Here is an 18863-nt window from a genome sequence, read left to right as displayed (position 1 = left end):
GGACATGACTGACACTTTCGGGTAATCAAACGCCCGGATTTCGACCATGCCCTGGGATGTAAAAGACACCATGAATCGTCGCGAAGACTTCGTCCGTGAGGCCGCCACGCAGGCGGTTGCGTTCAGCGAGTTGTGCAGCAAATTCAAGATCACCCGCCAGACCGGCTACAAGTGGCTCGCCCGCCACAAGGCCGAAGGCGCTGAGGGACTGGCCGACCGCTCGCGCCGCCCGCATCACAGCCCCACACGCTCTGCAGGGCACATCGAAGCGCGGGTCATCGAGCTGCGCCGCCAGCATGGCTGGGGCGGACGCAAGATCGCGCGGCGCCTGCGCGATCTGGGCGAAACCGGGATTCCCGCGCCCGCCACGATCACCGAGATCCTGCGGCGTCACGGGCTCATCGATGAACACGCGTCGCGCCAGCGCCAGCACTGGCAACGCTTCGAGCACGAGCATCCGAACTCGTTGTGGCAGATGGACTTCAAGGGCGACTTCCCGACCCTGGAGGGCGGGCGCTGCGCGCCGCTGACGGTCATCGACGACCACTCGCGCTACAACATCGTGCTGAGCGCCTGCGCGCGCACCACCACTGAGGTCGTGCAGGACGCGCTTGAACGCGCCTTCCGCTGCTACGGGCTGCCTTCGCGCATCAATACCGACAACGGCGCGCCGTGGGGTTCGCCCAGCGCGCCGGGGCAACTCACGGAGCTCGCGGTCTGGCTGATCCGGCTGGGCATCCAGGTGAGCTACAGTCGGCCGTATCACCCGCAGACCAATGGCAAGGATGAACGGTTTCACCGCTCGCTGAAGGCCGAAGTGCTGGAGAGGCACGCGTTCACCACGCACGCGCACGTGCAGCAGGAACTGGATCGCTGGCGGCAGGTGTACAACACCGAGCGTCCGCACGAGGCACTGGGGATGGCTGTGCCGGTCACCCGCTACGCGTGCAGCCTGCGCAGGATGCCGGACCGGCTGCCAGAGCCCGAATACGGTTCTGGCGATGAAGTTCTACAGGTCAATGCAAGCGGCGTGGTGCGCGTGCGGGGCGGGAAAGTGAAGCTCTCGATTGCGCTCAAGGGGCTGCAGGTGGCAGCCCGCCCGAGCGCCGAAGAAGATGGGGTGATCGAACTCTGGTTCGCCCATCAGCGGGTCGCAAAACTTGACCTGAAGACAGCAAAACCCTGACCATCATGTGTCAGCGATGTCTCTGTACATGTGTCAACCATGTCTCCAGTCTGTACACGGCGGCAAAGAAAAGTAGGTGCCGCCCCGCACAGGGGCAACGCGTGAAGCACGAAGGCAAAACGCGGATGCCAGCGCGAAAGCCAAAACACTAGCAAACCCCAACCACCTGCCCGGTTTGACGCACAAGACCGACCCGTTAAAATCGTCCAGCGACAACTATTCCAACGCGATCACCGCATCCATCAAGGAGAAGACATGGACATCAAGGACAACGTGTTTCTGGTCACGGGCGGCGCGTCCGGTCTGGGCGCCGCAACGGCGCGCCTGTTCGCGCAGAACGGCGGCAAGGTCGTGCTCGCGGATCTGAACCACGAAACAGGCACCGCGCTCGCGCAGGAACTCGGCGGCGTGTTCGTCAAGTGCGACGTCAGCCGCGAAGACGATGCCGTGCTCGCCGTCGAAGCCGCGACGAAGCTCGGCGCACTACGAGGCCTCGTCAATTGCGCAGGCGTCGCGCCGGCGATGAAGACAGTCGGCAAGGACGGCCCGCATCCGCTGCACTCGTTCGCGCGCACGGTGTCGATCAACCTCGTCGGCACGTTCAACATGATCCGCCTCGCGGCCGCTGAGATGGCAAAGCTCGAACCGAATGCGCTCGGCGAGCGCGGCGTGATCGTCAATACGGCGTCCGTCGCGGCCTTCGACGGACAGATCGGCCAGGCCGCGTATGCGGCGTCGAAGGCGGGCGTCGCGGGCATGACGCTGCCGATCGCGCGCGACCTGTCGCGCAGCGCGATCCGCGTGATGACGATTGCGCCAGGCATCTTCGAAACGCCGATGCTACTCGGCATGCCGCAAGAAGTGCAGGACGCGCTCGGCGCGATGGTGCCGTTCCCGCCGCGCCTCGGCAAACCGAACGAGTACGCGATGCTCGTCAAGCAGATCTTCGATAACCCGATGCTCAACGGCGAAGTGATCCGTCTGGACGGCGCGATCCGCATGCAGCCAAAGTAAGCGCCGAAGTGAACGCGTCTGCCGCGCGTTACGTCGCGTCGCGCGACGGCATGCCGCTGAAATGAAAAACGCCTGCGTATTCAAACTACGCAGGCGTTTTTTGTCTGAAGCAGCCGTTCGAACGCGCGTCAGTCGTGATCGTCGTGTTGCGTGCGCTGCCGCAACTCGTGCAATTGCGATTCGACAACGGTCGCGTCGTCCGCATCCGGGCGGTCGCCGAGATAGCGTTCGAGATCTTCGAGCGCAGGCCGCAGGTAATCGAGCCGCGCATATGCGAAGCCTCGATCGCGCACTTCCTCGATGCTCTCCGGCAGCAGAATCACGAGACGCTGCTGCACGGCAAGCAGCCGCTGCCAGCGCTCGGTTTGCAGATACGTCGCCTTGAGGTTGCGCAGCATGCGCGCGATGATCTCGCGGCGCGTCGCCGGTTGCAGCAGCATGCGCAGCGCGCGGCTCACCGATTCCCCCGCCTTCGCCACATAAGGCTCGAGCATCTCGACCATCTCCGCTTCCGACAGCGGATGACCCGTGGTCGGATCGATCATCGCGTCGCCTTCGGGCAGCGTGACGCGCAGCAGGAAGTGCCCCGGGAACGATACGCCGCGCACGGGGATATCCACCTGCGACGCCATCTCCAGATACAGCACCGCGAGCGAGATCGGAATGCCGCGCCGGCGTTTGAGCACCATGTTCAGATGGCTGTTGTCCGGGTCGTAGTAGTCGTTGACGTTCGCTGCGAAACCCAGCTCGCGGAAGAAGTAGCGGTTCAGAATGCCGACGCGCTGCTGGATGTCGGCGTCGTCGGGAATGCGGCGTTTGACGCGCAATGTGAGCTCGTCGATCTCGGCGAGCACGGCTTGCAGATCGAGGTCGGGATAAGCGTCTTGCGCAAGCGAGAGCGCCGCTTCCGTTAGTGGAAGGCCATCGTCCTCGGCGACAAGCGCGCTGAAATAGTCGAGAACCCGGGTCATCGTGATCACTTCGCTCGCCTTCTGAAATACGCGTATTTGAAGCCCATCGCCCAAAGCATACCGAAATATAACGCCGCGAACAGCACGAGGCACGCTGCAAGCAACACCATGCGCCGCACCGGCTCGGCGTGCATGCCGATCCAGTCGAAGCTGATGGCGAACCAGTGCATCACACCCGCGAGCACGAGGCACGCGCCGACCAGTTGCACGAAAAACACCGACCAGCCCCGCGACGGCATATAGATGCCGCGCCGCCGCAAACCGATGAACAGACACAGCGCGTTGACACAGGCGCCAAGCCCGATCGACAGCGTCAGCCCCGCATGCGAGAAGATCGGCACGAACACGTAGTTGCTCAACTGCGTGACGATCAGCACGCCGACGCCGATCTTCACGGGCGTCTTGATGTCCTGCTTCGCGTAGAAACCAGGCGCGAGAATCTTGATCAGGATGATGCCGATCAGTCCGATGCCGTATGCCGCCAGCGCGCGCCCCACCATCACGACGGCATTGCCGTCGAACTTGCCGTAGTGGAACAGCGTCGCCGTGAGCGGCTCGGCGAAGAAGAACAGCGCGACGGCGCTCGGCGCGGCAAGCAGGAACGTCACGCGCAAGCCCCAGTCGAGCAGCGCTGAGTATTCGTGCGTGTCGGCGTCGACGTGCGCTTTCGACAGGCTCGGCAGCAGGATCGTGCCGAGCGCGACGCCGAGCAGCGCCGTCGGGAATTCCATCAGACGGTCGGCGTAGTTGATCCACGACACGGCGCCCGGCCCGATGTGCGATGCAATGTTCGTGTTGATGATCAGGCTGATCTGCGCGACGGAGACCGCGAACATCGCCGGCAGCATCTTCGCGAGCACGCGTTTGACGCCGCGATGCGCGAGCGCCTTGATCGGATTGAGCCCGATGCGCGGGATCATGTCGATCCGTTTCAGGCCCGGCAACTGCACGACGAACTGCGCGATCCCGCCCGCGATCACCGCCCACGCGAGCGCGTACACGGGCACCTTCATCAGCGGCGCGAAGAACACGGCCGCGATGATGAACGCGACGTTCAGCAGCACGGGCGCGAACGCGGGCAACGAGAAATTCTTGTACGTATTCAGCACGCCCGACGCCAGCGACGTCAGCGAGATGAACACGATGTAAGGGAACATGATCCGCGTCATCGACACGGCGAGCGTGAACGCCTGGCCGTCGCTGCGCAGGCCCGACGCGACCACCAGCACGACCCAGGTCGCGCCCGCCACGCCGAGCAGCGACAGCACGGCGAGCGCCCAGGCGAGCACAGTCGAAGTCGCGTCGACGAGCGCCTTGGTCGCGTCGTGACCTTGCTGGTTCTTGAACTCGGCAAGGATCGGCACGAAGGCCTGGGAGAAGGCGCCTTCCGCGGAAATGCGGCGCAGCAGATTCGGAATGCGGAACGCGACGTAGAATGCGTCGGTGTATTGGCTCGCCCCGAATGCGCGGGCGATCAGGGTCTCGCGGGCCAGTCCGGTCACGCGCGAAAGCAACGTGAAGCCGCTGACCGTCAGCAGGGCACGGAATAGATTCATGGGGCGCTTATTATACGGGTGCGTCCAGGGCGGTCAGCATGTCAGGGGCATGATTCGTGGCAATTCGAAGCGTTTGGGACCGATTTGCGGCAAAGACGTTCGATTTGACGACGAATTTGTGGGGAAATGTCTCGCCCGACGGGTCTCTCGTGTACGCAGTGCCTTGCCTTCGCACCGCTGCGCCAACGCAAACGCGCACCCGCCGCGCCGCCTCGCGCGAACTCGCCAGGAAGGCCGGCAAGCCGCGCGGTTGCCACGTGCCTGATTTTGTTGCTATAATCGTCGGTTTCGAAGCTCGCTCAGCCTTTTGCCTCGCCTGCCTTGTTCAATTTCAGGGCAATCCGAGCCGGAACGAGCGGGATTTCAAGTAGTTCTCAGTCGTTGTCTATTTTGCGCCCTTGAGCAATCGCTCTCAGGGGTACGATAAAAGCAGCGCCTGCCTTCGTATGAAAGCGGGCACTGGAAACAGGAACAGGATAAGGAACCGTCATGGCTAACACCGCACAAGCACGCAAGCGCGCCCGTCAAGCCGCCAAGGCTAACTCGCACAACTCGGCGCTGCGCTCGAAGTACCGCACGGCTGTCAAGGCTGTCCGCAAGGCAATCGAAGCCGGCGACGCAGCGCAAGCCGCTGAAATCTTCAAGGCATCGGCAAAGACGCTGGACATCATTGCCGACAAGAAAATTGTTCACAAGAACAAGGCAGCTCGCCATAAGAGCCGCCTCGCTGCAGCCGTCAAGGGTCTGCAAGCGTCCGCAGCGCAGTAAATTTACGAATCCGGTGGCTCGCTCGCGCGAGCCGCTTCCTGTTTCCGCTGCGTCATGAAAGCCCGCTTTTGCGGGCTTTTTTGTTTTCTGCGCGCAGCCTCAGACGCGCGGACACAAAAAAACCCGCCGATGCGGGTTCCATTGCGTTCACTTCCCTGCCGATACCGCGAAACGCGGCGCCCAATGCTACTTCGATTTGCGTGCTTCATGTTCCGGTGGAAGTTCGCAAGCCTCGGTGACGAGCAGATCGTTGTCTTTCGCGAAGTTCATCACGAAGTCGAACGCCATCGGCTCGATGTCCCGCAACCGCGAATCCAGAATCACGACCTTCACGTCGCCGATCAGCGTAGGGCGAACGTAATGAGAATACTGGAGACGGGCATTCGGCCCTCTCGCGCCCGGACCGTAACACGACATCACGCCTGCCAGCCGCTCCGACCAGTCGCTTGGACGAAACTTTCGCCCATTCGACGTGATGCCTTGAATGAAATATTCGGTTGGGGGTGTGTCGGCCATGTACGAAACCCTGAGTGACTGCCCAGCGATCTGCCGGTAAAGAGCCCGCGAAGGATGTTGCCAGAAAACGCTGTCGGAATACGTTTCGCGATTACGCGAACCAGCAGTACGCCTGTTGTTCGTTTGTCGCGGAAAGCCAGCGAGGGCACCTTGGGCAGCAGCCATGAAGGCACACTGCGCGACGCATACCAAAAGTACGCCAGCGAGTGTGCGAAAGCCGTGTCCTGCAAGCGTGGAGCCTGCCCGCCGGGCTTTGAGAAAACTCCGAGATTATAGCGCAGTGAGGGTTTTTCCGCAGCGCACCCAGGCGCCCTGGAACAGTCCTTTGCAGCTTCCGATAAGTGGGACATGCCCTCTGGCTGACTCGTCAAAACATTCAAAATCCTTTATGCTGGACTGAGTTACCACAAACAACGGCGGCCCAGTCCGGCAATTTCGCCCGGCTGAATCCGCCGTATTTGTTTCATGACCGCCAAGAAAATCCGCCACTATCTGCAGTTCAACGATTTCTCGCTGGATGACTACGAGTACGTGCTCGAACGCGCGCGCATCCTGAAGCGCAAGTTCAAGAACTACGAGACGTATCATCCGCTGCACGACCGCACGCTCGCGATGATCTTCGAGAAGAACTCGACGCGCACGCGCCTGTCGTTCGAAGCGGGCATCTTCCAGCTGGGCGGCCACGCCGTCTTCATGAGCACGCGCGACACGCAGCTCGGCCGCGGCGAGCCGATCGAAGACGCGGCGCAGGTCATCTCGCGGATGGTCGACATCATCATGATCCGCACGTTCGGCCAGGACATCATCCAGCGCTTTGCGGAAAATTCGCGCGTGCCCGTCATCAACGGTCTGACGAACGAATATCACCCGTGCCAGGTGCTGGCCGACATCTTCACGTTCTACGAGCATCGCGGTCCGATTCGCGGCAAGACGGTCGCATGGGTCGGCGACGCGAACAACATGCTGTACACGTGGATCGAAGCCGCGCAGATTCTCGGCTTCAAGCTGCGCCTGTCCACGCCGCCGGGCTACAAGCTCGACCGCGCGCTGGTCGCGGCCGAAAGCGCGCCGTTCTACGAAGAATTCGACGACCCGAACGAAGCCTGCAAGGGTGCCGATCTCGTCACCACGGACGTCTGGACCAGCATGGGCTTCGAAGCGGAAAACGAGGCACGCAAACAGGCGTTCGCGGACTGGTGCGTCGATGCCGACATGATGTCGCGCGCGAACAAGGACGCCCTCTTCATGCACTGTTTGCCCGCGCATCGCGGCGAAGAAGTGAGCGCGGAGGTGATCGACGGGCCGCAGAGCGTGGTGTGGGACGAAGCGGAAAACCGTCTGCACGTGCAAAAGGCGCTGATGGAATTCCTGCTGCTCGGCAAGCTGAATCACTGAGCTTTCCGACAAGCAGATCAAACGAAAATCGCCGGCTCGAAGCCGGCGATTTTCGTTTCAGGCGCGGCGCAGGCCGCTCACAGACAAACCGGCTCGGCCTCCAGCTCGACGCCGAAGCGCTGCGCGACATCCTGCTGAATGGCCTTCGCGAGCGCCAGCACCTCTACCCCGCTCGCGCCGCCGTGATTCACGAGCACGAGCGCCTGCCGCTCATGCACGCCCGCCGCGCCCATCGTACGGCCTTTCCAGCCGCACCGGTCGATCAGCCAACCAGCCGCGAGCTTCACGCGCCCATCCGCCTGACGATACGAAACGACCTCCGGCTCCTTCGCGCGCAACGCATCGAACTGCGCCGCATCAACGACGGGATTCTTGAAGAAGCTCCCCGCGTTGCCGAGCGCGAGCGGATCGGGCAGCTTCGCGCGCCGCACCGCGACGACGGCATCGAAGATCGCCTGAGGCGACGGCGTCGAATCGCCGAGGCCGACTGCGGCAAGTTCACGCGCGATGTCCGCGTAACCCGCGCGCGGTATCCACGCCTTCGGCAGCCTGAATGTCACCGACACGATCACGAAGCGTTCGCGCCCTTCCTGCTTGAAGAAGCTGTCGCGATAGCCGAAGCGGCAAGCGTCAGCATCGAGTTCGATGGTTTCGCCCGTTGCCAGCTCGATTGCGCGCAGCGACACGAAGCGCTCGCACATCTCCAGCCCGTACGCGCCGATGTTCTGGATCGGCGCCGCGCCGACCGTGCCCGGAATCAGCGCGAGATTTTCGAGGCCGGGCATGCCCTCTGCGAGTGTCCACGACACGAACTCGTGCCAGTTCTCGCCCGCCGCCGCTTCCACGTACCACGCGTCGTCGTCTTCGCGGATCACCTTGCGGCCGCGCAGGCCGACCAGAAGCACGAGGCCGCCGAAATCGCCCGTCAACACGACGTTGCTGCCGCCGCCCAGCACGAGCCGCCGCAAGCCCGCTGCGCGCGGATCGCGCACGGCGGAAAGCAGTTGCGCCTCGCTTTTGATATGGCATGCAAGCCGCGCGCGCACGTCGAAACCGAACGTGTTGTGCGGCTTCAGCGGGAAGTCGGCGATGAACGAAAGGGGATCGGACTGGGACATCAGGCTTTCTGGCAAGCGCTCACGAAACCCGCGCGGCATGAACACGACCTGCGCGAGCCTTGGGCAAATAGGGAAGGCGTCGGTAAAATGACACCGGTCCGTGATTATAGCGAGTGCATGGCGCGCGGCCTTGCGCGCCACGCGCTTTGAAACAAATGGGAGAAAGCAATGCCATCGTTTGACGTCGTCAGCGAAGCCAACATGATCGAGGTGAAGAACGCCATCGAGCAATCCAACAAGGAAATCTCGACGCGCTTCGACTTCAAGGGCTCGGACGCCCGCGTCGAGCAGAAAGAACGCGAACTGACCGCGTTCGCCGACGACGAGTTCAAGCTCGGCCAGGTGAAGGACGTGCTGGTGTCGAAAATGGCCAAGCGCAACGTGGACGTGCGCTTCCTCGACTACGGCAAGATCGAGAAGATCGGCGGCGACAAGGTCAAGCAGGTCGTCACCGTGAAGAAGGGCGTGTCCGGCGATCTGGCCAAGAAAATCGTCCGGCTCGTGAAGGACAGCAAGATCAAGGTTCAGGCGAGCATTCAGGGCGACGCAGTGCGCGTGACGGGCACCAAGCGCGACGATCTGCAAAGCGTGATCGCGATGCTGCGCAAGGACGTGACCGACACGCCCCTCGACTTCAACAACTTCCGCGACTGATTCTCGCGCTCAGGTTCTGCCCGTCGTGCAGCGCTGAGGATGACGGGCGGCAGCAAAGCGGCTTCGCCGCCTCGCTCCCTGCGGGCTCAGTGCTTGTTCGAAGCCGCCCGCGCCGCCGCTTCCGCTTTCTTCTTGTCGCCGATGCGGCTCTCCTGCCCGGCGACCAGCTTCGCGATGTTCGCGCGATGACGCCAGATCAGCAGCGCGCTCATCGCAACGATCGCCACCGCGATCACGTTCGCGCCGAACAGAAAGCCGTCGAACAACGGCGCGAAGATCGCTGCACACAGCGCGGCCAGCGACGAATAGCGCGTGAAGAACGCGACGATCAGCCAGGTCGCCAGCGTCGCGATGCCGAGGATAGGATTGATCGCGAGCAGCACGCCTGCTGCCGTCGCGACGCCCTTGCCGCCCTTGAAGCGGAAAAAGACGGGATACAGGTGGCCGACGAACACGGCGATTGCAGCGATCGCGACGGACGTGTCGTCGAGTCCGAAGTGCGCCGAGAAATGCCCCGTAAGCCACACGGCGAGCCAGCCTTTGAACGCGTCGCCGAGCAGCGTGAGAATCGCGGCCTTCTTGTTGCCGCTGCGCAGCACGTTGGTCGCGCCGGGGTTCTTCGAGCCGTACGAGCGCGGATCGGCGAGTCCCATCGCGGCGCTGACGACCACGGCAAACGACACCGAGCCGATCAGATAGGCCACGACGGCGACAATCAGGTTTTCCATGTTCAAACTCTTATCAGTGTCGGAAAGCGTACCAGGCGACGCTGGTCTCCATGCGCCACATGCGCAAGACGCGCCGGCGCAACGGCGCACATTCTACCGAACCCTTCAGTTGCTTCCACAGGCCAGTACAACGACTGCGCGAGTCATTCGACGATCGCGCATTGCACCGGCTTCGCCGCCAGCAGCGACGTCACCACGGCGGGCTCGATGCTGACCAGAAAGCCGCGCCGGCCGCCGTTGATGAAAATCCTGTCGAGTTCGAGTATGGTCGATTCGACGTACACGGGCATCGCCTTCTTCGTGCCGAACGGCGACGTGCCGCCGATCATGTACCCCGAATGACGGCTCGCCACTTCCGGCTTGCACGGCTCGACACGCTTCGCGCCGATCTGACGCGCCAGGTTCTTGGTCGACACGGTGCGGTCGCCGTGCATCAGCACGATCAGCGGCTTCGCGCTTTCGTCTTCCATCACCAGCGTCTTGACGACCTGATGCTCGTCGACACCCAACTGCCGCGCCGATTCGGCCGTGCCGCCGTGGTCGACGTAGTCGTACGGATGCTCGCCGAACTCGACCTTGTGGCGACGCAGGAACTGCGTGGCGGGGGTCTCGGAAACGTGTCTGGATTTGCTCATCGGCGCATTGTAATGGCCGCGCGACACGTCGACCATTGGCCGAACGGCCAATTGTGCGTGCGCCTAGGCTATGGCACGATCGTTCGGAACTGTTCTGACGCAATGGAATGCAACAGCCACTCGCGTCGAGATCGCGTGCTTTGCATGGGACGGGAGTAAGCGCTAAAGCGCTAACTCCCGTCGACAAAGGAGACATCGTTGAATTCAGCCCAACACTCGCCGGCCGGCGCGCAGCACGTCGATGTTGCGGCGCTTCTCGCCGCGCTCCCCGAACGCATCGCCGATATTCCGACGCTCATCGCCGCGCGCGCCCCACAGCATCCCGCGTTGATCGAAGACGACCGGCATCTGACGCGCGCGCAACTCGCCGAAGCCGTCGATGCCGTCGCCGCCTTGCTCGCCGCACAAGGCGTGCGCGCTGGCGACCGCGTGATGATAGTCGCCGAGAACAGCGTCGTGCAGATCGTACTGCTGTTCGCGGCCGCGAAACTCGATGCATGGGCGCTGGTGTCGAACGCGCGGCTGTCGGCGGCGGAACTCGATACGATCCGTGCGCACGCGCAACCCCGTCTGGTCGCATATGCCGTCGATGCCTCGCCCGATGCGCGGCAGCACGCCGAGCGCCACGGCGCCCAGCCGGCCCGCCGGATCGCGGTGGACATCGGCGGATGGTCGTACGCGCTCGACGATAAAGCGCAAGTGGAACCCGTCGAAACCGCCAGCGACCGCCAATGCGCCGCGCTGATCTACACGACGGGCACGACGGGCTCACCCAAAGGCGTGATGCTGTCGCACCGCAATCTGCTGTTCATCGCGGCGATGTCGAGCACGCTGCGGCGCGTCAATGCCGACGACGTCGTCTATGCGGTGCTGCCTGTCTCTCACGTGTACGGCCTGGCGTCGGTGTGTCTCGGCAGCCTGTATGCGGGCGCGACGCTCCGGCTCGCGCCGCGCTTCGCGCCGGAAGCCGTGCGCCGCGCGCTCGCCGAAGAACGGGTGTCGATCCTCCAGGGCGTGCCAGCGATGCATGCGAAGCTGCTCGAATACCTGCAGGCGCAGCGCTTGCCGTGGTCCGCGCCGCGCCTGCGCTTCGCCTACTCCGGCGGCTCGCCGCTCGACGCCGCGTTGAAGTCGCGCGTCGAAAGCGTGTATGGCGTCGCGCTGCACAACGGCTATGGGATGACCGAAAGCAGTCCGACCGTTTCCCAAACGATGATCGATGCGCCGCGCACCGACTGTTCTGTCGGCCAGGCAATTCCTGGCATCGAAGTGCGCTTCGTCGGACTGGACGGCGCCGACGTCGAGCAGGGCGAAGTCGGCGAACTGTGGGTGCGCGGGCCGAACGTGATGCTCGGCTATTACCGTAATCCGCAGCAGACGCAGGCGGCCGTCACCGTGGACGGCTGGCTCAAGACAGGCGATCTCGCACGCCAGGACGCGGACGGCGCGCTGCATATCGCCGGGCGCAGCAAGGAGCTGATCATCCGCTCGGGCTTCAACGTGTACCCGGCCGAGGTCGAGCACGTGCTGAATGCGCATCCCGATGTCGTGCAGTCGGCGGTGATCGGGCGGGCGGTCGAGGGTAACGAGGAAGTCGTCGCGTTCGTCGAACTGACAGGCGGCGCCAAGGCCACGCCCGCCGATCTCGCCGCATGGTGCGAAGCGCGCCTCGCGCCCTACAAGCGGCCCGCCGAAATCAAGGTGCTCGCGGCATTGCCGGCGGCATCGACGGGCAAGATTCTCAAGCACCGGTTGCGCGATCTCGCCTGAGCAGCGCGCGAACGAGGCAGAATTCAGCCGCGCGGGTGATGCGCGGCGTGCAGCGTCCTGAGCCGCTCGCGCGCGACGTGCGTGTAGATCTGCGTCGTCGAGATATCGGTGTGGCCGAGCAGCAGTTGCACGACACGCAGGTCCGCGCCGTGGTTCAGCAGATGCGTCGCGAACGCGTGACGCAGCGTATGCGGCGACAGCGGCGCGTGGACATGCGCCGTCATCGCGTGGCGCTTGATGATGTTCCAGAACTGCTGGCGCGTCATGCCTTCGGCACGCGCGGTGACGAACAGCGCGTCGGCGGCACGCTGGCCCAGCAGCGCGGGGCGCGACTCGCGTAGATACCGCTCGATCCAGCCATGCGCCTCTTCGCCGAACGGAATCATCCGCTCTTTCGAGCCCTTGCCCATCACGCGCACGACGCCTTCGTTCAGGCCCACTTCCACGGTCTTCAGCGTGACCAACTCGCTGACCCGCAAGCCGCTTGCGTACATCAGCTCCAGCATCGTGCGGTCGCGCAGGCCCAACGGCGTCGTCACGTCGGGCGCGCCGAGCAGCGCTTCGACCTGCGCTTCCGTCAGCGTCGACGGAAAACGCGGCGGCTGCTTGGCTGAGCGGATGCGTAAAGTCGGGTCCGCCGATGCCCGATGCTCGCGCACGGCCCATGCGTAATAACGTCGAAATACGGAGAGACGCCGGTTCGCCGAGGTCGACTTGTCGGCCGACCGTGCGGCGCTGTATGCCGTCAGATCGGCTTCGCTTGCCGTGTCGAGCGATGAGTCGCGCGCGCTTGCGAGCCATTCGGAGAACAATCGCAAGTCGCGCCGGTACGCGTCGAGCGTGTTGCGCGCGAGGCCATGTTCGAGCCACAGCGCGTCGCAGAAGGCGTCGATCGACGCGCCGCTCGTCAGCAGCAAAGGCGACGCGGGCAGCGCGTCTTCGGTCAGCACATCAGTCATGCGTAAGGTACGCCCTCGTGTTTGAGTAGCCAGCGTTTGACGTTGCGATAGTAGCCGTCGCCGCCCGTATGCGCAAAGCCGCCGATGCCGCCCGCGCCGACCACGCGGTGGCACGGAATCACGATCGGAAAGAAGTTCGATCCGCATGCCTGGCCCACCGCGCGCGGCACGCTGCCGATCTGCTTCGCCAGTTGCCCGTAGGTCATTACGACGCCGGGCGGAATCTCGCAGATCGCTTGCCAGACGCGTCGCTGGAACGGCGTACCGACGTCGGCAAGCGGCAGATCGAAGCTGGACGACGCATGTTGCAGGTACTGTTCGATCTGCTCGACGGCCTGCTTCGCGAGCGCCGAATCCGGCTCGACGTTCGCGACCGAATCGGGCAGATAGACGATCTCGCGCACCGCCTCTCCTTCCAGACGCACGCCGATCTTGCCGAACGGTGCATCGATCACTGCGTTGAACATGATGTGTTCACTCCTCTCGTTCGAACGGCGTGCTCACGCCGCTTCCAGCGCCCACTCGACATGTTCGCGTACGAGCGGGGAGGGATCGTCGGCACGCTGACGCAGCGCGTCGACGATGGCCGCGCGGGCATCGGCGGAAAGCGTATCGCGCGCGGCGCGCAGCGCGTTGCCCATGCCGACGGCGAGATTGCGCAGCCAGCACTCGTAGCCGATCCGGCGGATCGCGCTGCCTTGCATGCGCGTGTCAAAGTCGCTGGCGCTCCAGCCGAACAGCTCGACCAGCGACGCGCGATCCAGCCCGTGACGCACATCGAAATCGGCGACGGGCGCGGCCTGCGCAAACTTGTTCCACGGACACACGAGCTGGCAATCGTCGCAGCCATACACACGATTGCCGATCAGTGGCCGCAAGTCCTGGGGAATACTGCCCTTCAATTCGATCGTCAGATAGGAGATGCAGCGCCGCGCATCGACCTGATAAGGCGCGACGATCGCCCCCGTCGGACATGCGCCGATGCAGCGCGTGCAACTGCCGCAATGCGCGCCGGGAGTTTCGGGCGCGCTTTCGGGCGATGTCTGGGCATCTGTCGGCAGAGGCACGTCGACGAAGATTTCACCGAGGAAAAACAGCGACCCCGCATCCCGTTGCAGCAGCAGCGTGTGCTTGCCGCGCCAGCCCGTGCCTGCCTTTTGCGCAAGCTCGACTTCGAGCACGGGCGCCGAATCGGTGAACACGCGATAGCCATACGGCCCGATCTCCGCTTCGATCCGCTCGGCCAGTTGCTGCAAGCGGTTGCGCATGACCTTGTGATAGTCGCGGCCCCGCGCGTAGATCGACACGACGGCCGCTGCCGGGTCTTCGAGACGCGCGCGTTCGTCGAGACGCCAATCATGTTGAACATCGGCGACTGCACTTTCATCGCCCTTTCGCGCCCCTGAAGAAGCCGGCAAATAAGCCATGCGAACCGAGATCACGCGTCGCGTGCCGGCCACAAGCTCGGCTGGCCGCGCACGTTTCATCCCATGTTTGGCCATATAATCCATCTCGCCGTGGCAACCCGCGTCGAGCCAGGCTGCAAGGCCCGCTTCAGCGTGCGACAGATCGATATCGCTGATGCCGACCGCGCCGAAACCCAGTTCGCGTCCCCAGTCCTTGATACGCGAAGCGAGCGCAGCCAGTTGCGCATCATCATGGCGACGCGTGACGGGTGCTTCATCATTCGTCGTTTCGAGCGGCGAATGGGGATCGCGATGTGGGTCCGACATGGAATGCTGCTGGCCTTGGTTCATTACGTCATTTTACGAGAATGCCCGATCACACCGGTCCCGCAAATCGACCTTCCGCCGCTGTCCTGCTCGAGCGCCAGTTTGCGCTCGCGGACGAAGCCGCGACGATGGCATTCGGCGAGCGCTTCGCGCATGCAATCGACGGCGTGCGCAGCGAAGCCAGCGCGACGGTCCATGACGGATTCAACGGTCTCCAGGTGCAGCTGCACGGCGACCTGGGCGCCGGCAAAACGACACTCGTGCGCGCCACGTTGCGCGCGCTCGGACACGCGGGCCGCGTACGCAGCCCGACCTATACGCTCGTCGAACCTTATGCGGTCGAACGGCCGGATGGGGAACTCGAGCTGTATCACTTCGATCTCTACCGTTTCACCGATCCGGCCGAATGGGCCGACGCAGGCTTTCGCGAATATTTCGACAGCGGCGCTATCTGCCTCGTCGAATGGCCGGAACGCGCGGGCAGTCTGCTGGGCGTGCCGGATCTCGTCTTCTCGCTCGACGTCGACGGCGATGGCCGCATGCTGATCGCCCGGGCGTATAGCGAACCAGGAAAGGCATGTCTCGAAAGATGTTGATCAAACCGTTCCGCTCGATCGAATCGGCGGCCACCGCGACGCACAACTGGCGCCGCCGGCAGATTCTTCGCGCGGGCGCTTCCACGCTCGTCCTCGGGCTTGTCGCGCCGCGTCTGGCTTGGGCGCAGTCGGTGCTCGGCGTGCGTGTGTGGCCCGCGCGCGACTACACGCGCGTGACCATCGAGTCCGACCAGCCGCTGCAGAACACGCAGCAGTTGCTGCAAGGGCCCGACCGGCTGGTGGTCGATCTGAACGGTCTCGACCTCGACCAGGCGTTGCGGGACCTCGTCTCGAAGATTGCGCCGAACGATCCGCAGATTCAATCCGTGCGAGTCGGGCAGTATCAGCCGCACGTCGTGCGGATGGTGTTCGACCTCAAGGGCTCGGTGAAGCCGCAGGTGTTCACGCTGCCGCCCGTGGGCACGTACAAGTATCGTCTGGTGTTCGACCTGTATCCCGCCGTCGCGCCCGATCCGCTGATGGAACTGCTCGCGCAGTCGGAGCGCAAGCAACAGCAACTGGATGACAACGCCGCGCCGAACACCGCGCCGCCCGCTGCGACGTTGAGCGGCCCGTCCGCGCCGCCTGCCGACAACACCGACGCGTTCTTCGAGAAGTACGCGCAGAACAACGCGCCTTCGTCGCCCTCAACCGCGCCGCGTCCGCCCGTCCATGCAGCGCCGGCGCCCACGCCGCATGTGCCGTCGAAGCCGGCGCCGACGCCTGTCCCGCCCGTCATTGCGCGCAACAACGACGCCGATACGGATAGCGACGGCGACAGCGGCGACGACGCCTACAAGTTCACCAATCCGAAGAAGAGCAGCAACACGGTGCGCCTGCTGACGGTCGCGATCGATCCGGGCCACGGCGGAGAGGACCCGGGTGCGATTGGCGGCAGCGGCACGTATGAGAAGCACGTCGCGCTCGACATCGCGAAGAAGTTACGCGCGAAGATCGATGCGCAACCGAACATGCGCGCGATGATGACACGCGACGCCGACTTCTTCGTGCCGCTGAACGTGCGTGTGCAGAAGGCCCGGCGGGTCGGCGCGGACCTGTTTGTGTCGATTCACGCGGATGCGTTTACTACGCCGGAGGCGAGTGGCTCGTCGGTGTTCGCGCTGTCGGAGCATGGGGCGTCGAGCGCGGCCGCGCGCTGGATGGCGAACAAGGAGAACTCGTCGGATCAGATTGGCGGTATCAACATCAAGTCCGCCGATGCGAGCGTGAATCGCGCGTTGTTCGATATGTCGACGACGGCGCAGATTCGCGATTCGATGAGGTATGGCAATTTTGTGCTGAAGGAAATTGGTGGGATCAACAGGTTGCATAAGGGGTCTGTTGAGCAGGCTGGCTTTGCCGTGCTGAAGGCGCCTGATATTCCGTCGATTCTTGTTGAGACCGCTTTTATCAGTAACCCGGATGAGGAGCGTCGGCTGAATGATGATGCTTATCGGGAGAAGATGGCTAGCGCGATCATGACCGGAATTAAGCGGTATTTTGCGGCTAATCCGCCGCTGGCTAAGAATCGGATGACTTGATCTGGGTTTTTGGTTTTTGTCTGCGACGCTGGGTGGTTTGCTTGTGTTTGCGCTGGCATCCGCGTTACGGTGGTGTTGCCTTTGCTCTGGCATCCGCGATTCGTTAGCGTGCTTCACGCGTTGCCCCTGTGCGGGGCGGCACCTACTTTTCTTTGCCGCCGCAAAGAAAAGTAGGCAAAAGAAAGCGGCTCACACCGCCAGCTCTTGTTCTTACCCACGGGCCCCCAACGTCCCCACGCTTCACATGACAGTGCCTTGGTCGGTGCTCGTTGCCAACGCTTCGAATGAACGCCTCACCCGCTTCGAATACCCGTACTTGGGCAGGCGGCAGCGAATGGCTTCTGCAGCCCAGGTGGCAAACTGTGTGTAGGTTGTCGCGTCGTATAACTTGGCGCTCTTACAGGGTGGGACGTGTGCGCTATCGGTCCGAAGTGAGGCGTGTGGAGCACTTGGGCCGACACACAGTTTGCCACCTGGGCGGCCCTGGAATATCTGGCACGGCGCGCTGTAGTGCAGGAGCGTGAAGCGGGTGAGGCGCACTGCAAGAGCGCTGGCAACGAACTTGAATCGAGAAGTTGCCGCGTGAAGTAAGGGACCGGTTGGGGTCCCTCAGGCGGGAAGAAATGTTGGCGGTGTTAGCCGCTTTCTTTTGCCTACTTTTCTTTGCGGCGGCAAAGAAAAGTAGGTGCCGCCCCGCACAGGGGCGACGCTTGGAGCAGGCTAACGAATCGCGGATGCCAGCGCAAACACCAGCAAACCACCCAGCGTCGCAGACACAAAAAAACCATCACCTCGCGAGAGAAAACCTCTCCACGACCCACCCGCCAAACACATTCACAGCAAGCCCCACCATCACCAAAACCGCGCCACCAACCTGCGCACCCGACAACGACTCACCAAGAAACAGCGACGCCGACGCCAGCCCAACAATCGGCACGAGCAACGAAAACGGCGCAACCTGCCCCGCCGGATACCTCGACAGCAGCCGGCTCCATAGCCCATACCCAACCAGCGTAGCAACAAACGCGAGATAAACGATCGCGAACACGGACGAAGCGCCGATGCCCGTCAGTGCAGCCCCGATCCGCTGCGGCCCTTCGAGCAGATACGACAGCACGAAGAACGGCACAGGCGGAATCAAACTACCCCATACAACGAGGCCCACCAGATCGACCTTACCGACTTTCTTGGTGACGATATTGCCGAGCGCCCACATCACAGCCGCGCACAGCGTGAGAATGAACCCGGCCAGCGTCATCGCGGCTCCGCCCTGCATACCGATCACAGCAAGCCCAATAGCAGCGACAATAAGCCCGAGCACGTTCTGCAAGCGAAACCGCTCATGCAAAAACAACGCGGCAAACAGGAGCGTAAAGAACGCCTGCGCCTGCAGCACCAAAGAAGCAAGGCCAGCCGGCATACCGACATACATCGCCGAAAACAGAAACGCGAACTGCCCGAGCGAGATCGTCGCGCCATAGGCGATGAGCCAGCGCCACGGCATCTGCGGCCGTTTGATAAAGAACACAGCGGGAAAAGCGGCAAGCATGAAGCGCAGCGCGCCGAGCAGCATCGGCGGAACACCATGCAGCCCAACCTTGATAACAACAAAGTTCACACCCCACGCAACGACGACGACCAGCGCCAGCAGCAGGTCTTTTGGTGACATCTGCATTCCTGTGTTTGCCTGTATCAGAGCATGAGAGTGTAGCCGAGCAGCGGT

Annotated in this window: 18 protein-coding genes; 8 read left to right on the top strand and 10 right to left on the bottom strand. The window is 63.3% G+C overall.

All coding sequences use genetic code 11. The features are described 5' to 3' along the window. Positions 1–46 precede the first annotated feature (46 nt). Positions 47–1186, top strand: coding sequence for an IS481 family transposase (locus BLT65_RS38305; RefSeq protein ID WP_091788279.1), 1140 nt, complete (start codon positions 47–49; stop codon positions 1184–1186). Positions 1187–1441: 255 nt separating this feature from the next. Then, entirely contained in the window at positions 1442–2200 is a 759-nt protein-coding gene (locus BLT65_RS38300) for a 3-hydroxyacyl-CoA dehydrogenase (protein ID WP_007578847.1), read from the top strand. A gap of 128 nt (positions 2201–2328) precedes the next feature. Here BLT65_RS38300 and BLT65_RS38295 read toward each other — a convergent pair whose 3' ends face one another. Further along, entirely contained in the window at positions 2329–3171 is an 843-nt protein-coding gene (locus BLT65_RS38295; RefSeq protein ID WP_091788296.1) for a SirB1 family protein, read from the bottom strand. 5 nt (positions 3172–3176) lie between these two features. After that, positions 3177–4727: a murein biosynthesis integral membrane protein MurJ gene (gene murJ / locus BLT65_RS38290; RefSeq protein WP_042312564.1), complete on the bottom strand. Its 1551-nt coding sequence runs from the start codon at positions 4725–4727 to the stop codon at positions 3177–3179. Between the two features lie 489 nt (positions 4728–5216). Between murJ and rpsT the strand changes: the two genes are divergently transcribed. Next, positions 5217–5495: a 30S ribosomal protein S20 gene (rpsT, locus tag BLT65_RS38285; RefSeq protein WP_091788275.1), complete on the top strand. Its 279-nt coding sequence runs from the start codon at positions 5217–5219 to the stop codon at positions 5493–5495. A 186-nt stretch (positions 5496–5681) separates the two neighbouring features. Here rpsT and BLT65_RS38280 read toward each other — a convergent pair whose 3' ends face one another. Beyond that, positions 5682–6011: a DUF3579 domain-containing protein gene (locus BLT65_RS38280; protein WP_091788272.1), complete on the bottom strand. Its 330-nt coding sequence runs from the start codon at positions 6009–6011 to the stop codon at positions 5682–5684. A gap of 465 nt (positions 6012–6476) precedes the next feature. Here BLT65_RS38280 and argF point away from each other — a divergent pair, with 465 nt between their 5' ends. Further along, positions 6477–7406, top strand: a complete 930-nt coding sequence (gene argF / locus BLT65_RS38275; RefSeq protein WP_042312571.1) for an ornithine carbamoyltransferase — start codon at positions 6477–6479, stop codon at positions 7404–7406. A gap of 77 nt (positions 7407–7483) precedes the next feature. On the opposite strand, the gene murB is transcribed toward argF, so the two are convergent. Next, positions 7484–8524 carry a UDP-N-acetylmuramate dehydrogenase gene (murB, locus tag BLT65_RS38270; protein ID WP_091788293.1) on the bottom strand — a complete coding sequence of 347 codons (1041 nt, stop codon included), beginning with the start codon at positions 8522–8524 and terminating at the stop codon, positions 7484–7486. 168 nt (positions 8525–8692) lie between these two features. Here murB and BLT65_RS38265 point away from each other — a divergent pair, with 168 nt between their 5' ends. Continuing rightward, complete coding sequence (locus BLT65_RS38265) at positions 8693–9178, top strand: YajQ family cyclic di-GMP-binding protein (RefSeq protein WP_007578861.1); 486 nt, start codon at positions 8693–8695, stop codon at positions 9176–9178. Positions 9179–9264: 86 nt separating this feature from the next. On the opposite strand, the gene plsY is transcribed toward BLT65_RS38265, so the two are convergent. Then, a complete protein-coding gene (plsY, locus tag BLT65_RS38260) occupies positions 9265–9906 on the bottom strand; it encodes a glycerol-3-phosphate 1-O-acyltransferase PlsY (protein WP_042312575.1) in 642 nt (213 codons plus the stop codon). 143 nt (positions 9907–10049) lie between these two features. Further along, positions 10050–10541: a Cys-tRNA(Pro) deacylase gene (gene ybaK / locus BLT65_RS38255; RefSeq protein ID WP_042312649.1), complete on the bottom strand. Its 492-nt coding sequence runs from the start codon at positions 10539–10541 to the stop codon at positions 10050–10052. Positions 10542–10739: 198 nt separating this feature from the next. Between ybaK and BLT65_RS38250 the strand changes: the two genes are divergently transcribed. Then, positions 10740–12311 carry a class I adenylate-forming enzyme family protein gene (locus BLT65_RS38250; protein ID WP_091788268.1) on the top strand — a complete coding sequence of 524 codons (1572 nt, stop codon included), beginning with the start codon at positions 10740–10742 and terminating at the stop codon, positions 12309–12311. Positions 12312–12334: 23 nt separating this feature from the next. On the opposite strand, the gene xerD is transcribed toward BLT65_RS38250, so the two are convergent. Genes xerD through queG form a run of 3 tightly spaced genes read right to left on the bottom strand, consistent with a single transcriptional unit; the run spans position 12335 to position 15003 of the window. After that, a complete protein-coding gene (gene xerD / locus BLT65_RS38245) occupies positions 12335–13270 on the bottom strand; it encodes a site-specific tyrosine recombinase XerD (protein WP_091788265.1) in 936 nt (311 codons plus the stop codon). Next, a complete protein-coding gene (locus BLT65_RS38240; protein ID WP_091788261.1) occupies positions 13267–13737 on the bottom strand; it encodes a methylated-DNA--[protein]-cysteine S-methyltransferase in 471 nt (156 codons plus the stop codon). The genes xerD and BLT65_RS38240 overlap by 4 nt, the downstream gene beginning before the upstream one ends. A gap of 33 nt (positions 13738–13770) precedes the next feature. After that, positions 13771–15003, bottom strand: coding sequence for a tRNA epoxyqueuosine(34) reductase QueG (queG, locus tag BLT65_RS38235; RefSeq protein ID WP_425273198.1), 1233 nt, complete (start codon positions 15001–15003; stop codon positions 13771–13773). A gap of 41 nt (positions 15004–15044) precedes the next feature. On the opposite strand from queG, the gene tsaE reads away from it, so the two are divergent. After that, complete coding sequence (gene tsaE, locus BLT65_RS38230; RefSeq protein WP_042312590.1) at positions 15045–15599, top strand: tRNA (adenosine(37)-N6)-threonylcarbamoyltransferase complex ATPase subunit type 1 TsaE; 555 nt, start codon at positions 15045–15047, stop codon at positions 15597–15599. Further along, positions 15581–17140 carry an N-acetylmuramoyl-L-alanine amidase gene (locus BLT65_RS38225; protein ID WP_091788255.1) on the top strand — a complete coding sequence of 520 codons (1560 nt, stop codon included), beginning with the start codon at positions 15581–15583 and terminating at the stop codon, positions 17138–17140. Before tsaE ends, BLT65_RS38225 begins: the two co-directional genes overlap by 19 nt. Positions 17141–17927: 787 nt before the next feature. Here the strand turns inward: BLT65_RS38225 and BLT65_RS38220 are convergent. Next, positions 17928–18809: an EamA family transporter gene (locus BLT65_RS38220; RefSeq protein WP_091788290.1), complete on the bottom strand. Its 882-nt coding sequence runs from the start codon at positions 18807–18809 to the stop codon at positions 17928–17930. Positions 18810–18863 lie beyond the last annotated feature (54 nt).

The sequence above is a fragment of the Paraburkholderia steynii genome (assembly GCF_900100565.1).
In the GTDB taxonomy this organism is placed as follows: Bacteria; Pseudomonadota; Gammaproteobacteria; order Burkholderiales; family Burkholderiaceae; genus Paraburkholderia; species Paraburkholderia terrae.
The sequence above is the reverse complement of the archived record's forward strand: the minus strand, read 5'-3'. Positions and strand labels throughout refer to the sequence as shown.

What these genes read in the sequence shown, in the direction of transcription:
- BLT65_RS38220 (WP_091788290.1), bottom strand. Translation starts at nt 18,809, where the DNA reads ATGTCACCAAAAGACCTGCTGCTGGCGCTGGTCGTCGTCGTTGCGTGG.
- murB (WP_091788293.1), bottom strand. Translation starts at nt 8,524, where the DNA reads ATGTCCCAGTCCGATCCCCTTTCGTTCATCGCCGACTTCCCGCTGAAG.
- plsY (WP_042312575.1), bottom strand. Translation starts at nt 9,906, where the DNA reads ATGGAAAACCTGATTGTCGCCGTCGTGGCCTATCTGATCGGCTCGGTG.
- argF (WP_042312571.1), top strand. Translation starts at nt 6,477, where the DNA reads ATGACCGCCAAGAAAATCCGCCACTATCTGCAGTTCAACGATTTCTCG.
- BLT65_RS38295 (WP_091788296.1), bottom strand. Translation starts at nt 3,171, where the DNA reads ATGACCCGGGTTCTCGACTATTTCAGCGCGCTTGTCGCCGAGGACGAT.
- queG (WP_425273198.1), bottom strand. Translation starts at nt 15,003, where the DNA reads ATGTCGGACCCACATCGCGATCCCCATTCGCCGCTCGAAACGACGAAT.
- xerD (WP_091788265.1), bottom strand. Translation starts at nt 13,270, where the DNA reads ATGACTGATGTGCTGACCGAAGACGCGCTGCCCGCGTCGCCTTTGCTG.
- BLT65_RS38225 (WP_091788255.1), top strand. Translation starts at nt 15,581, where the DNA reads ATGTCTCGAAAGATGTTGATCAAACCGTTCCGCTCGATCGAATCGGCG.
- rpsT (WP_091788275.1), top strand. Translation starts at nt 5,217, where the DNA reads ATGGCTAACACCGCACAAGCACGCAAGCGCGCCCGTCAAGCCGCCAAG.
- BLT65_RS38240 (WP_091788261.1), bottom strand. Translation starts at nt 13,737, where the DNA reads ATGTTCAACGCAGTGATCGATGCACCGTTCGGCAAGATCGGCGTGCGT.
- tsaE (WP_042312590.1), top strand. Translation starts at nt 15,045, where the DNA reads ATGCCCGATCACACCGGTCCCGCAAATCGACCTTCCGCCGCTGTCCTG.
- ybaK (WP_042312649.1), bottom strand. Translation starts at nt 10,541, where the DNA reads ATGAGCAAATCCAGACACGTTTCCGAGACCCCCGCCACGCAGTTCCTG.
- BLT65_RS38300 (WP_007578847.1), top strand. Translation starts at nt 1,442, where the DNA reads ATGGACATCAAGGACAACGTGTTTCTGGTCACGGGCGGCGCGTCCGGT.
- BLT65_RS38265 (WP_007578861.1), top strand. Translation starts at nt 8,693, where the DNA reads ATGCCATCGTTTGACGTCGTCAGCGAAGCCAACATGATCGAGGTGAAG.
- murJ (WP_042312564.1), bottom strand. Translation starts at nt 4,727, where the DNA reads ATGAATCTATTCCGTGCCCTGCTGACGGTCAGCGGCTTCACGTTGCTT.
- BLT65_RS38280 (WP_091788272.1), bottom strand. Translation starts at nt 6,011, where the DNA reads ATGGCCGACACACCCCCAACCGAATATTTCATTCAAGGCATCACGTCG.
- BLT65_RS38305 (WP_091788279.1), top strand. Translation starts at nt 47, where the DNA reads ATGCCCTGGGATGTAAAAGACACCATGAATCGTCGCGAAGACTTCGTC.